Raw genomic sequence first — 13,918 nt, 5'->3', positions numbered from 1 at the left:
TTTAAAACATGACATTCTATATACTTTTCGCATGCGAGAACTTTTCAGAGAACTTGAGAAAAAACGATGAATATTTTCACTAAAATCCGAGCAGACTATTACTACAAGCAATCTTTAAACCTTGCACTAGCAGCCAGCGAACGTCATAACTACGCCAAGGCGCTTTTCGCATTGCTTAAGAGCCTTTAATCCTTTTCCCTGTCCCAAAAGTTTTCGCATGCGAAAACTCGCCACTCCAACCGGAGCGGTCAAATTGAACCAACTCACATCAATTAGCGCCGAAATCAAAGAGGCGAAAAGCATCAATGACCTAGCCGAGATTGTTCAACTGTACGCAACAGACAATCCAAAACCCAAGCTAGGTCGCACCAGCTACGTTGTGACAGCAAAAGGCGACGAAGTAGAAACAGGCTTTAAAGTCGTGGAAGCCAGCGACCTTATTCCATCGAATGACTTAGACGGTCGAATCAATCCGAACTTCCCGCAAGAACTGCAACCGCGCGACCGTACTCGCGTATCCTCAAAATTGCAGATCTCAAAGATGGCCAACGATTTGCGTCCACAACAATAAACCGATTCTGGACTATCTAGCCACGGCGCACCGATTGTTGGCTCGGATAATGTGGTGGAGTCGGGGAATGGTCGAACCATAGCTATCATCGAGGCGTATCGAGAGGGCAAGGCTGATAAGTACCGCCAGTTCCTAATCGACAATGCGGAGCGCTTCGACCTATCACCGGAGAAAGTTGGGAGCATGCGCGAGCCAGTGTTGGTTCGAGAACGTGTCACCAAAGTTAACCGTGCTAAGTTTGCCCGAGACTCCAACCTCTCTGACTTGCAACAGATGAGCGCCGCCGAAACGGCTTGGGTTGACGCAGAGCGCATCGATGACCGCATGATTGCCCTTTTCCAACCGAGCGAAACAGGCAACCTTTTGGCCAAGTCTAACCAAGGATTTATAAACAGTTTCTTAACTGAAATTGGGGATAACTCAACCGCCGGACTACTTACCGAAGATGGCCGACCAACCAAGCAACTGATTGAGCGCATGCAAAATGCCGTGTTTGCCAAGGCGTACAAAAACGAGAAGTTGGTGAAGCTGGTAGCCGAGGAAGCCGATCCCGAAATTCGCAACATTTTGAGCGCGCTAAACGGTGCAGCAAGCGCGTTTGTTGAGATGCAATACCTTAGCGGAGAGGTGCATAAAAACACGTCTGGAACGCTGGCAGAAGCCGTGGAAATTAACGCCTCACAACCTGACCTCGCTAAGTCAGCACTTGACTCATTGGTGCAAGCAACCGAGCTAGTAAGACAGGCCAAAGATTCCGGTCAGCACATCGATGAGCTATTAGCTCAGTCCGGTTTGTTTGGCGACAACGATCCCGAGGCCGAAGCGCTGGCGAGATTCATTGCTGCGAACAACCGAAGCGCAAAACGCATGACACTGGCATTTAAGGCAATGGCCGAGGCAATCAATAGTGAGCTGCTTCACCAAGGCCAAGCGCTCGGGGATATGTTTGGCGGCGGCGGTGCATCGCTTATTGATATTCTTGGGCGTGTAAATCAAGAGCTAGAAAACGAGGGGGTACAAACAGGCTTTGTGTTCGAGTCTAGTGTGCAACTGGACGAACTTGCAAACGCTTCGAGGCATGCTCTAAAATAGTTCTTGGCATATATTGCCTATACAACCTTTATAGACACAAAAACGCCAGATTTAATTGTCAAATCTGGCGTTTTTGCATTTGGGAGTAGGGGATGTTTACTATCAGGCATCGTTATCACTACGGGCTAATCGACATAAACGAAGACGGCGTTGCCGATGGCCATTCAGTCGCAGGGAATGAGATCCCCGCTTTAAGGAAAGATGGCCAGTATATCTACAGACCATTTAAAGGGGCGCTAGATAATATCTATCTACTGCATGTCCAAAAGGTAAAGCTGGTGAATATCGTCGCTTATTGCGATGACGAACTAGGGCTATTTGGCTGGCAAGACGTGCCGCTCGATCACTATGTGGTTGGTGTCTACCGTGACGGCGGGTATTACGTCCTAACGAAAAACGGGCAGCTAATTAGCCACCCGCTTTAAAAGTTTTCGCATGCGAGAACTTTACACACGATACCCAACTAATTGAGCTTCACCAACTGGCACTTGCTCAAGTTCGCCATCATCAAACAGTACCGTTAGCTTGTCGCTATGCTTACCAGATGCGAACACCAAACCATGACGGTCATTAACCATCACACAAATGCTGGTAGGCTTTTGGTTTGCCGTAGGCTTTTTGCTTACTGGTGTCTTATCGGTCTTTTCTGCTTTCTCTGGTTTGCTAGGTTGAGGTGCAACTTCCACCTTGCTATCTAGCTCGCCAGTGCGCAGTTTTACACAATCTTGGCGTGTTAGCTTCTCGCCGCTTTCCAGTGCTTCACGAACGCGCTCAGAGTTATCGACGGTTGCTTTGCGTAGTTCGTTGATGGACTCTACATCACCAATAATCCCTTTTTGGAATGCTTCCAAAACAAAGTCAGGGGCTTTAAGCACATTTAGGTATTTCGAAATGTAGCCGTCAGATTTGCCAAGGCGCTTAGCCAAGCCACGGTTATCCAGATTGTGCTTTTTCTTTGCTTGGTTAAACGCCTTACCTAATTCGATTGGCGTTAAATCTTCTCGCTGAATGTTTTCGATGAGCTGACCAAAAATATCGCCCTTTTCACGGACAATACACTCAACGTGAGTTAGCTTATCGCTCAGCATAGTGGCGCGCCAACGGCGTTCACCCTCTTGGATTTTGTATCCCTTGCCATCAAACGGGTAAACAACGACAGGTTGAATTTGGCCGTTTTCTTCTAGGCTTTCGCACAACTCAAGTAGTGATTCATCATTAAATTCTTCACGAACTTGCTCGACTGAATACAAAGAGTCTTTAGGGATAGCCAACACTTTCGCTGCATCGCGGATTTCTACCTCTGATTCATCCAAGAGATTATCTAGGTCGCTAAGCTTGATTCGATCTCTTAAACTTTTGGTCATGCTGTCACCTCTACCATGCGCTTGCAAAGTTCCTCACAAACCGCTGTAAAGCCGAATTTCTCAGCCGCTTTAGGGTTGCTTTCAATCAGTGCTTTGCCTTGGTTTAGAGCTTCACTTACGCGCGTTGTTTTAATCAGTTTGTTTTCAAAAACTAGGTTGCCGTACTCTTTACGAAGTTCCGCTTCCTGTTCGCGCTGGTCGTTTGTAATGTTGGCTTCGATAAGGTTTAGGACAATGCCTAATACTTCCAAGTCAGGGTTCATTCGACGGATTTGGCGCGAGGTCTTAACCAGCTCATTAACGCCTTTGATCGACATTTTTTGTGCTTGGCTAATGATAAGTAGCTTACTGGCCACAAGTAGCGCTGCATGCTGTAGCGCGTTCGCCGCTGGTGGACAGTCGATAAAGATATAGTCGTAGTCGTCTTTGATAAGGTCGATAGACTCAGCCACGTTTAAGATTTGTGATTGAGTAATGTTACCCATGCGCTTATCGCCGCCAATAACGTGTACGTTTTCGCTGACTTCGAAAGGTTTAGCCTTTACTGGATTTTCAAAAAGGTTGTAAGCGTTGTGTAGGCAGCTCGCAGATGTGTACTCTGGATTCTCGACCATTTCCGGTGCGATTGAGCCGCCTAAGTTGTTTTGTGGGTCAAAGTCCAGGAATAGACATTTGTTGCCTTGGCTAGCGATGCTAATGCCAAAGTTGTAAGTACAAGTTGTTTTACCAACGCCGCCTTTTTGGTTGGCAATCGCCATGATAATGCTCATTAATTAATTTCCTTTGCTGGTGGAATTTGTTTGCTGTTTTGGTTTGCTCAGTGCTACCTCAAGATCCTCGATATAGCACTGAACTACGTAATCAGTTGTACCGCCGCCGTGCATTGCTTTGTAAATAGCAGTGTGGCAAGGGCTTACACCCTTAACGCCATCAATGAGCTGCTTGGCTTTTCTGGTACTTCCTGCCTTTTGGACTAATTGATTTAATCTTTCGCATCGTTCCTTGGATGCCATATCAATGCCTCTCGATTGTTGTCACTGGCAACAGGCACACACTATACGTTGCCAGTAGCAACAGCACAAGAAAAAAAAGTAACAAACAGAACCGATTGCACAAGTTTTCGCATGCGAGAACATTAGATAAATTGTGAGATTGATTCCATGTGTTTTCGCATGCGAAAACTTTTTGACAATTCTATTACTTAACTAGGTTACAAAGAGCAGCGTCAACAGGCATAAGAAGGGGAAAGCACCTAGTTGCATAATTCATTGTTTTTAATAAAAAAATATTGAAAAACCTGTTGAGTATGAAATTTATTTCATATAAATTAAATTACAGATAGGCGGCAACAAAACTATTAGGGGTAGGATTGATTGCATCAAAGCTTATCTGTTCAACGTGCAATCCCCGCCATTTGTTCAGTGGCGGGGTTTATTTTTTCTATCTCAAAAGTTTTCGCATGCGAGAACTTCTTACCAAATTCCATCCTAAGTGGCTAGGGTACTCCCTGCGAAGAAGCAGGGAGGGGAATAGCCAAAGGTGCGATAGCACCTTAATGCGGTCTATCCTGTTGCTCGATGTATTGGCGGATCACTGTTAATGGCGCACCTCCGCACGTACCAGCAAAGTATGAACGACTCCAAAGCACATTCTTACCAAACGCTCCTGCTACATCATTAAATTCCCTGCGAATCCTGCGTGAACTGGTTGCTTTTAACGAGTTCACCAATTTTGCAACGCTAGGTGTATTCGGAGATGTTGATATTAGCAAATGAACATGGTCAGGCTCTCCGTTAAATTCCTTTAGCTCCGCATCAAAGCCCAAACAAAGCTCCCTGAAAGTCGCCTCAAGACTTTGTAGATGCAAATCTCCAAACACTTTCTTTCTGTATTTTGTCACGAAAACGATATGTAAATGCAGTGAATAACAACTATGCCTACCCTTATTAAAATCATCACACACTGATATTGCCTTTTGGATGTAAGTTGATAATATAAATACATTATCAATATTCACACTGATTGTCATGTTAATACGCAAAGCATACAAATTTCGACTAGAGCCTACCGCTGAACAAGCGGCTAGACTTACCGTGCTTTGCGGTCACGCTCGGTTTGTGTGGAATCACGGTTTGCGGTTCTGTCTTGACAAGCTTGAGAGTGGCGAGAAAATCCCTAGCGCTTTTGAGTTGAATAAACTTCTGACTCAGTGGAAGAAGCAAGACGGTCTTTTGTGGCTAAAAGAAGCTTACACGGATAACTTGCAGCAAAAACTTAAAGACTTGCAAAGTGCATGGATGCGCTGTTTTGATAAGTCTCTAGCCGCTGAAAAGCCTCGCTTCAAGAAAAAAGGGAAAAACCAAGACTCGATTAGATTCGTTAACTTTAATAAGTATTGCGAACTGGACGGAAAGCGAGTGAAGCTGCCAAGCAAACTAGGTTGGTTGAAGTTCCGTAAGTCTCGAGAGGTGAAAGGAACTATCAAAAATTGCACTGTTAGCTTCAAGTCTGGACACTGGTACATATCATTCCAAGTTGAACAAGAAATTGGCGAACCTAAACACAAATCAAGCTCTGCTATCGGTATTGATGTTGGGATTGCCAAGTTCATTGCGCTGTCTGACGGTTCGCACCTAAAGCCTCTTAACGCATTTCGCAAACACGAGAAACGCCTTGCTATCGAGCAGCGAAAGCTATCCAGAAAAGTTAAATTCTCTGCTAACTGGCAAAAGCAGAAAGCCAAAATTCAAAAGCTACACACTCTTATTGCCAACTGCCGCAAAGACTACCTGCACAAAGCCTCAAGCTTAATCAGCAAGAATCACGCAATGATAGCGATTGAGGACTTACGTGTATCAAATATGTCTAAATCAGCAAAAGGCAATATAGAGGAGCACGGTAAAAATGTAAAAGCCAAGTCAGGACTGAACAAATCAATCCTCGATCAAGGTTGGTATGAGTTCAGAAGACAGCTTGAGTATAAACAGCTATGGCGTGGTGGCTTGGTTGTCGCAGTGCCAGCACAATACACAAGTCAAACCTGCCCTTGTTGTGGTCACGTATCGAAAGATAACCGCAAGACTCAAGCTCATTTTAAGTGTGTTGAGTGCGGTTACACCAACAACGCAGATGTTGTTGGTGCATTAAATATTTTAGAGCGGGGACACCGCTTGTTAGCCTGTGGAGAGTCGGCATTAGCCGCTTGATGAAGCAGGAACCTTGCACCTAAAGCAATTTAGTGTGCGCCCTAGTAATGGGAATCCCCTAGCGACTTAGCTAGGAGAGGATGTCAATTAGGCGTGTAGTATTCGTTGGTGGAGCCACCGATACCGCCAAAACCTGTGTAGTCGCGCAGAGCTGCTTTATCTTCGGGTGAAACGTTGGAGTAGTCGCCGTTGTACTTGGCGAGAATATCTTTGGCTAGTTGGTTAGCCTTAAGGCGCTGGTGGCCTTTTGGAGTGTCGCTAATATCGACAGCGAGCAAGGCTTCAAACTGGCGTACCAGTTCATCGATTGTTGTCGCCTGTTCAATACTGCGGGTTAAATCAGTGTTCATCGAACGTGCCTTTTATTCTTTGGATAAAAGCCAAAAAAAAGTCGAGCTTTCGCCCGACTTTTTCCTTTCCTATTCCCCATCCCAAAAAAACGCCACTATCAATATCAATTTAAGTTAATGAATAATCTAAAATATCTAAGGAAGTAGATTTTTAGGGACGAGATAATTATTCCGAACACGGTTATTATCATCAAGAATAAAAATTAGTGTTTTTGGTGAGTAACCAAGATTCAAAGGCAAGCAATTGAACTTTGACTAAAAAAAATTAACGCATAGAAAATCAATGATTTATTAGCGTATTGGTCACGTTGACGCGATGCGCTATCATCCAAGATCATCCCCATCCCTGTAAAAAGCGCCTCAAATTACCGAGGTCGCACATGTCGCAAAACAAGGCATCAATTGGGCTAGCGGCAGCTTTAAAACAAGCGTTCCCTTTCTTTAACGAGAATGACGATAAAGAGAGTGGGATAAGTTTTGAATCTGGCGCTGGATACACGGGATCGCCATTCCACGATCGCGAACACCAATTAGATGAAAGCAACGGCGCTCTGACCAATGACGGTCGAAAAAGCTCAGACCGCTTTTTTCTGCACAAGCTGCCGAAAGATCGCTTCATGCTATATCCGATACTCAAGGAAATGGCCGAGGACAGCACGATTGATGCCGCGCTCAATCTGCACCTTGGTCACGCTCTTTCGGTATCAAACGACAATGGCATGGCTGTGTATCTTCATCCAACCGATGAGAAGTACGCCGAGTACGTAGGCCGTCTTAACCGAGAACTGCTAACTCCAATCAACGAAAACCTAATGAACTGGACGTATTCAACGCTGGTTTATGGGGTTAACTATGTTCGCCCATACACGAAAGAGGGCGTGGGTATTACTCACTTTGAGGCCAACTACTACACGTTGCCAAACCAAATTCGTGAGTACGAACGTTCGGGCGAGCTAGCGGGATTTACTGCGGAATATCTACAAACCCGAGCGAACGGCGAACAGGTACGCCTTGCCGAGCCTTGGGCGCTTATCCCACTAAAAATGCCAATCTGGCGACCAGATATGGATATACCGCCAGTTAACTACACTGGCCAGCGCTACTCACTTTATGACGATGCGTATTCACGCATGCCAATCGAGACGCAGAACTACGGCACATCCATTCTTCTGACCTGTTTTGAGGCTTGGTCGATGCTTCGCCAGTCCATTGCAGCGCTCGGCGCAAGTCGTGTGAATGCTTCACTTATCGATCGCATGATAGCGGTAAACACTGACGGCTTAGATGCGGCCGGAGCTGCGGAATACATCAACATGGTCGCTGACCAGATGAAGCAAGACCGTCAAGAGGTGGTAGACCGTTCCCGCAAGCTAGGTTTCATTCCAACCGTTATCAACACGCTATTGCCATTTATGGGCGGCGCTAAAGGTGGCTTGCAGATCGATACCTTTACCACTGACCCGAATATTTCCCACATCGAAGACATTATGTTTCACCTTAAACGCTTAGCCGGAACGCTTGGCGTAGACCCATCCATGCTTGGGTTTGGTGATCTTCTTTCTGGTGGACTAGGCGAGGGCGGCTTCTTCCGCACATCGATTCAATCTGCACTACGCGCCAACCAAATCCGCGCAGCCGTGGTGGCGTTCGTTAAGCGCGCTATCGATATTCACACCATCTACCGAGACGGCAAGGTGTGGAACGATAACGATATGCCATTCGAGATCCGCTTTAACTCTCTCAATACCGCTATTGAGCAAGAGAAAGCCGATGCAATGGAATCTCAAGCGAACTACGCAACCATGCTGGCCACCGTGCTTGACCTTATCGAGCAATCCCCAATCGGCAAGTCTCCGAAACTCAAAAACCATCTTTACACGTCCGTTGTTGGCCTCGATTCCGAGCTGGCCAATGAAGTCATTTCCGAGCTCGCGGCTCAAGTGGCCAAGAACGACAAAATGATGGAATCCATTGGCATGACTGACCAAAGCGAAGCGGAACGATTCGTTAGAGACGTAGTTCTCGACCTACTAACCGAAATCCAAAGCCATTAATGGAGAAAAGAAAGTGACAGCAAAAGCACTTAAACAAGTATCCGACCGTTTCAGCCTATTCAATGACGGTCGCAAGCTTAGCGCCAACAAGCGTAATTACATCATCAAAGCCGTGCAAGCGATGATCAACAGCCCACGAACTCAAGAGCTACTACGACTAGGCGAAGCGTATGGTTACTATGGCCATCAATCCCGCCAACGCGCTAATAAGCTCTCAATCGGTGAAACTGAGGTGATCATGATTAATGGTCGTCCGGTTGTGGTAGAAAACGTGCCATCTAACCGCACAGTCTCTATCACCTGTTCAGATGACGGTATTGTTGAACACACTCAAGAGTTTTTAGATACCGATACAGGCCGTATCGCTTTAGGTTTGCACAATAGCCGTGCTGGTGGTTGGAGTTGGGCGACTGGTGGCCAAGATACACGCGAGGCATCGATCACGACTTCATATCACGGTATGGACTACGTGTTGCAGCCGAACTATATCAGCCTAGACCATCCGGCCATGATGATGGAAAGTGCGAACAGCAAGCAAATGATCCTCGAATCGCTACAGGAACAAGGTTTTGATGAGGAATCCGCGCGTAATATCTACGCGAACATGACTCAACAGACCAATGTTGAGCTTGTCGGTGATCTTACTAACCAGCTTATGTACCTAGAAAGCGTGAACGCAGAATTGCGTGAACAGGTAGAGCAAAACGCTAAGGCAACCTCGATGCTGCTTGATGTTGTGGACTCTTTACCTATCTATGTAACCGATGCGCAGCGCAAAGCGATCGCCAACATGGCCACCAAGGAAGATCATCAAGTGGTGCGAGCTATGTTTGAGTCGCTAGGTTCCCGAAAAATGGCAACTTTACCGACAAATAGCTACGTTCCAGTAGAGCAAAAAGTGAGTGTTGCGCCTCAAATTAAACAGCAATTCGTCAACTTCGGATCTTCATCACGAAAATTCCAATAAGTTGATCAATTAAAAAGCGCCACCAGCGATTAGTAATTAAGTACAAAAAACACTCAATTAAATCGAAAATACTGGTGGCCAATTCGGAATTTTATAAATTACTAGGCGCGACAGGACGCAAATAGAGTTTATCTTTCTTGAAGTGCGTTGGTCGCCAGTCCCAACCAGCGATAGATACGCTATCTCGCGCGCCAGCAATATACGACACTGAGCGCAACACATTGACACCCTTATCAAAGTTAATCGCCTTATCGGCCTTTAGAACGAGTCTACCGTCTTTTTGGCTATGCAAACCAAAGGTGCAACCTGAGATTGTTACTAACAAATCCAACGGTAGCGCTGGTGCGTTCTTTTTCGGGAACTGACGGCGCTTAAATTGTTGTTTTAATTGGTTAACTTGAGTTTCCAATTTCTGTTCAGCACTTAGTGGGGGAGTAAATTTCATCACAGAGTTATCCACAAAATTCGGCGTGTTCGGAATATTAACACGTCCAAAAGGAGTTTAAATAGATAAAATTTTTGGTAAACTCTAGCGCCAGATGGTAACGCACCTTGTTCGGAATCGCTTTGATACAGGGACTTGTTTGATCAACCATTTACGATCAATAATAGGGGAGTTTTTCTGTAATTAGATCATGGCGATACCGTGATAGAGAGAAAGAGATTCGATTTCGGGCAACAGAAAATAAAAAAGCCCGCTTTGGCGAGCGGGCTTTCTTACTGCAATCGAGCTTTAAGCGGCTAACTTAAAGCGTCACGACAAACGAACTTAAGGAAAGTCATTATGCCGTAATGAATTAGACCGAAGCCTAATCAGGCGAGACATTTAGTTGGCGACTAATGCCTCAAATGGTTAGTAATTAGTTTAACAGTTTAGATTGAGCATCAATCTCAGCGAACGTTAACACAAATTACACCACACTAAAGCAGGTGTAAGTATAACGTTCAAAGAGATCGGTGGCAAATTTTTACGCCTTTTTTTTGATCAAATTTTATGCAAAACACACCGCTTTTACTGCATCCTTGCTACTGGAAGTCAGGATTCAGAACCCAAGCCTCCAATATCAAAGCCAATAAACCGTCGGCACAACGTAAACTTGCTTGCCTACTAGAAACTATCTCAAGCCATATTCTTAAGCATGGCCATACCTGCTTTGCATCAACTACTCGATTGGTACAGGTCTACAACGAGAACTGCGATCGCTATGATTGTCGTCCAACCACTTTTGACACTCTCAAAAAACAACTGAAAACAGCAGAAGACTTGAACTTAATTGTCCGAGAACAGAAGCCAAACAATGCAACAGGTCAGAATCTACGTCACATCACTCTATGCGTAGACGCCATCCAAGAAATGTTCGCTGGCGCATACAAATACGCGCTACAAGCTGCACAAAAGCGTTTTAATAGACAAAAACGGCACTCAGGGGGGGCTTCTGTGGAAAAACCTCTTGAGGCCAGTGCTGACAAGGCTTGCGAACAATCAGACAAAAACAAAAATGGCACTATAAATACAAAAGATCTCTCTACAGAGAGTAAAAATAAAATTAATAACGGTGTCCCGTCTGATTCTTGGTTTTTGAAGATCTTCAAACGTGACGCTGACGAAGTAAAACAACTTCAACTAGCAGCTAAGCAAGGCCGCCTATCAGCTAGTGGAGCTCGTCGTGTTATCAAGCTGTACAACAAGCACCAACAGCCTTTAGCGCCTAAGTTCGTGTCATACCTTAAGTTTGTGATTGCTAGCTGGCACAACAAGGCTGCAAGCGCCGTGAAAGCTAGCGTGAACAAGGTTCGTGATACAGCCACCATGTTAGCAGAGTACATGAACACCATTTCCGAGAAAGAGTCTCAAGGCTTAGTTGAATACTATCGTGACGCAGTCGGGCGAGTACAAGTCAGGTATCTGTAATCACTGCTTGATGTGAGTATTTCTATACATGCGTGACCTAAAATGTGTCATAATTACCTAAATCTTGTTATTTATGGATGTGCATTTGCATGAGTGATGAAGAATATTTCTACCCTGCGGTAAGCGATAACCTCCCGAAACATATCAAAAAAGGCCATCAACTGGTCTTTAGTCGTCAAGATCTATCCGCTAGGGAAGCTGATATGTTTGCGTTGATGATTGCACATATGAAACCAAACGACTGGGATCAGAAAACACCACACTATGAATTTACTTCACATCAATTATCAGAGTGGTTAGGTGTTGAGTCTAAACATATCGGTAGCAACTTAAGTCCAGTAGCGAACCGCCTAGCTAGTCGAAAAATCGGGATAAAGGTGGAAACCCCGAAAGGTGATATTGAATTCGACTATAGACCTCTTTTTAAACATATCGCTTATAAACACGGCATACTTACGATGGTTCCTAACGATATGCTTAAACCAGAGTATATTGAATATAATCAAGGATTTGCTCTGATTAACACTCGCAATTTCTTTGAGGTAAAAAAGGAGTACTCTAAGCGCTTGTACGAACTGCTTAGTCGTTTCAAAGACAAGGGCTTTGAAATGCATGCGCAAAAGCTTAGTGAACTGAAAGGAATATTTGGGCTTTTGGACGAATCAGGGAAGCTGAAAAAAGATAAAAGTTCCTTCAAAAACAACAGCGTATTTATGAAACGTTGTATCCGGGAAAGTATTAAAGAACTTTCTGAACATCCTCAGATTAGCAAAGAGCTTCTATTTTTAGAAAGTAGCCAGGGTGATAAGGGGTTTGAGGTTGTAAAGAAAGGTAGAACCATTACAGGAATCAAGTTTCTCTTCCGGTGGGTTAAGCTAGGTTCAATTGATGAACTAAATCAACACGATGCTCTAAAGACAATTCGACAACTCGAATTGAAAAGGCTTCAAAACCAAGTCAGACTCACCGAGTCTGAACTAGAATCACTTGCCATCGCGTACCGCTATGTGGGTAAAGAAGACCACGCTCTTAAAGTTGAAGATAGCTTGTCAAAACGATACTCAGAAAAAGAGCAACAAAAACATGATGATGGAATACATGAACTAGAGTCGTTAATGGAAAAGATAGATACCCTTTCAGAACTAACCGATACTCACGATTACTGATAGCTAACAAGTTTTAGGTCATGCGCTCTATAGATGACATTTTTTAGGTTGAAATGAGCTATGTGACACATTTTAGGTATGTAAGCGAGAATCCGACGTGATCATTGACTCGAAAGTAAAAAAAACCGAACAAGACTTCGATATAACCATCTCACACACCTAAAATATGTCATTTAAGAAAATAAACACCTAAAATATGTTACCCAATCACCTGATATATGATCACTTTCACCTAAATTATGTTGCATTAAAGCCTGTAAGAAGATCACAAACACCTAATAAATGATCAATTAAACCTAGATCTTGTTACTCAAAGACCTAAAAAAAGATCTTTAAAAGATTTAAAGTCCATTAATATCAATAACTTACAATTCCTATAGATCTTATAGATCTATAGTTACCATAGATTAATATAGTTAAATATAGATCTTTATAGCGTATGTGGATAACTGGAAAATCAAAGATTTACACAGTTTCCCACATACACAACAAGTTTTTGTTGTTTAGATGAGTTAATGATCCTAGCTATAGACAACGGCGTGCTACAAGTAGTGGTAGGTCAATTTCCAATCTAGCTTATAGTAGCAGGGACTATGAAAGGCAAATTGGGCTGGCATAACCGAATAGCGATCGCATTTGTGTGAGTTCTTGACAAAAACACGAATTGACAGGAAATATTAATTGTTGGATAGTTGTAAGTGTGCTCTAGAAGCAACAATGTACTTCTAGAGCTGCGTTGGTTAACCGAATAGTGCTTGCACTATAACGGCGACTAGATTGATTATCGCTATAAGCAGTTCAATTAAATTTACCATTTGTTCCCCTGATAAGGCTCATGGTGAAAGACAACGCACAAGGGTTTTTAATGGCGGCCACCATTGATTACCCGTATGCACGAAGTGAAGCTTTCTAGCTGCTTCGAGCTTGGTTGGTGATTACATAATTACCTCCTAATTAAAGGTTGGGTTCTTCGAATCCAGCCTTTTTTTATATTCTTCACACCATCAAGGTTATTAGGGAACGTTTTGTTCCAAGTCGTGCTGTGCCTAGTATTCCAGACTTTTTGCCAATTTTGCAAACGCCCAAACGCGTTGGCTATCTGTTTCGGGTTTAGGAGCATGAAAACTCCCAAGTCCTTATGTCCCATTGTTATCAGATAATTCCCCTCTCATAAAGAAACGCTTTGAAAAATATTCATTTCTCTACATGAATCGGGATATGAGCAAGATTTTTATC

13 protein-coding genes and 1 pseudogene are annotated in these 13,918 nt (G+C 44.0%); 8 read left to right on the top strand and 6 right to left on the bottom strand.

Annotated features, from left to right (window positions below; all coding sequences use genetic code 11):
* The first annotated feature begins 66 nt into the window (after positions 1 to 66).
* The 3 genes and pseudogenes from IJ23_RS25690 (at position 67) to IJ23_RS03705 (ending at position 2,088) form a co-directional block, all read left to right on the top strand.
* Positions 67 to 189: a hypothetical protein gene (locus IJ23_RS25690; protein WP_258479591.1), complete on the top strand. Its 123-nt coding sequence runs from the start codon at positions 67 to 69 to the stop codon at positions 187 to 189.
* A gap of 28 nt (positions 190 to 217) precedes the next feature.
* A pseudogene (locus tag IJ23_RS03710) lies at positions 218 to 1,663 on the top strand (hypothetical protein).
* A 92-nt stretch (positions 1,664 to 1,755) separates the two neighbouring features.
* Complete coding sequence (locus IJ23_RS03705) at positions 1,756 to 2,088, top strand: hypothetical protein (RefSeq protein ID WP_050550057.1); 333 nt, start codon at positions 1,756 to 1,758, stop codon at positions 2,086 to 2,088.
* A gap of 21 nt (positions 2,089 to 2,109) precedes the next feature.
* On the opposite strand, the gene IJ23_RS03700 is transcribed toward IJ23_RS03705, so the two are convergent.
* The 4 genes from IJ23_RS03700 to tnpA all read right to left on the bottom strand — a co-directional run bounded on the left by IJ23_RS03700 (position 2,110) and on the right by tnpA (position 4,996).
* On the bottom strand, positions 2,110 to 3,027 hold the full coding sequence (locus IJ23_RS03700; protein WP_033905423.1) for a ParB/RepB/Spo0J family partition protein: 918 nt from the start codon (positions 3,025 to 3,027) through the stop codon (positions 2,110 to 2,112).
* Entirely contained in the window at positions 3,024 to 3,797 is a 774-nt protein-coding gene (locus IJ23_RS03695; RefSeq protein ID WP_033905422.1) for a ParA family protein, read from the bottom strand. The genes IJ23_RS03700 and IJ23_RS03695 overlap by 4 nt, the downstream gene beginning before the upstream one ends.
* A gap of 3 nt (positions 3,798 to 3,800) precedes the next feature.
* Entirely contained in the window at positions 3,801 to 4,040 is a 240-nt protein-coding gene (locus IJ23_RS03690; protein ID WP_017634062.1) for a hypothetical protein, read from the bottom strand.
* Positions 4,041 to 4,579: 539 nt separating this feature from the next.
* Positions 4,580 to 4,996 (bottom strand): IS200/IS605 family transposase, encoded by a 417-nt coding sequence (gene tnpA, locus IJ23_RS03685; protein ID WP_033905489.1) that lies wholly within the window; start codon positions 4,994 to 4,996, stop codon positions 4,580 to 4,582.
* Between the two features lie 58 nt (positions 4,997 to 5,054).
* Here tnpA and IJ23_RS03680 point away from each other — a divergent pair, with 58 nt between their 5' ends.
* On the top strand, positions 5,055 to 6,233 hold the full coding sequence (locus IJ23_RS03680; protein WP_033905421.1) for an RNA-guided endonuclease InsQ/TnpB family protein: 1,179 nt from the start codon (positions 5,055 to 5,057) through the stop codon (positions 6,231 to 6,233).
* A gap of 83 nt (positions 6,234 to 6,316) precedes the next feature.
* On the opposite strand, the gene IJ23_RS03675 is transcribed toward IJ23_RS03680, so the two are convergent.
* Entirely contained in the window at positions 6,317 to 6,583 is a 267-nt protein-coding gene (locus IJ23_RS03675; protein WP_033905420.1) for a hypothetical protein, read from the bottom strand.
* Between the two features lie 380 nt (positions 6,584 to 6,963).
* Between IJ23_RS03675 and IJ23_RS03670 the strand changes: the two genes are divergently transcribed.
* Positions 6,964 to 8,637 (top strand): portal protein, encoded by a 1,674-nt coding sequence (locus IJ23_RS03670; protein ID WP_050550056.1) that lies wholly within the window; start codon positions 6,964 to 6,966, stop codon positions 8,635 to 8,637.
* Between the two features lie 13 nt (positions 8,638 to 8,650).
* On the top strand, positions 8,651 to 9,604 hold the full coding sequence (locus tag IJ23_RS03665; RefSeq protein WP_050550055.1) for a hypothetical protein: 954 nt from the start codon (positions 8,651 to 8,653) through the stop codon (positions 9,602 to 9,604).
* Positions 9,605 to 9,695: 91 nt separating this feature from the next.
* On the opposite strand, the gene IJ23_RS03660 is transcribed toward IJ23_RS03665, so the two are convergent.
* Positions 9,696 to 10,052, bottom strand: a complete 357-nt coding sequence (locus IJ23_RS03660) for a hypothetical protein (RefSeq protein WP_161781339.1) — start codon at positions 10,050 to 10,052, stop codon at positions 9,696 to 9,698.
* 546 nt (positions 10,053 to 10,598) lie between these two features.
* On the opposite strand from IJ23_RS03660, the gene IJ23_RS03655 reads away from it, so the two are divergent.
* Both IJ23_RS03655 and IJ23_RS03650 read left to right on the top strand, forming a co-directional pair.
* Positions 10,599 to 11,516 (top strand): hypothetical protein, encoded by a 918-nt coding sequence (locus IJ23_RS03655; protein ID WP_033905418.1) that lies wholly within the window; start codon positions 10,599 to 10,601, stop codon positions 11,514 to 11,516.
* An 89-nt stretch (positions 11,517 to 11,605) separates the two neighbouring features.
* Positions 11,606 to 12,682: a replication initiation protein gene (locus IJ23_RS03650; protein ID WP_024703815.1), complete on the top strand. Its 1,077-nt coding sequence runs from the start codon at positions 11,606 to 11,608 to the stop codon at positions 12,680 to 12,682.
* Positions 12,683 to 13,918: the final 1,236 nt, after the last annotated feature.

The sequence above is a fragment of the Vibrio sp. OY15 genome, assembly GCF_000742455.1.
Classification (GTDB): domain Bacteria; phylum Pseudomonadota; class Gammaproteobacteria; order Enterobacterales; family Vibrionaceae; genus Vibrio; species Vibrio alginolyticus.
The sequence above is the reverse complement of the archived record's forward strand: the minus strand, read 5'-3'. Positions and strand labels throughout refer to the sequence as shown.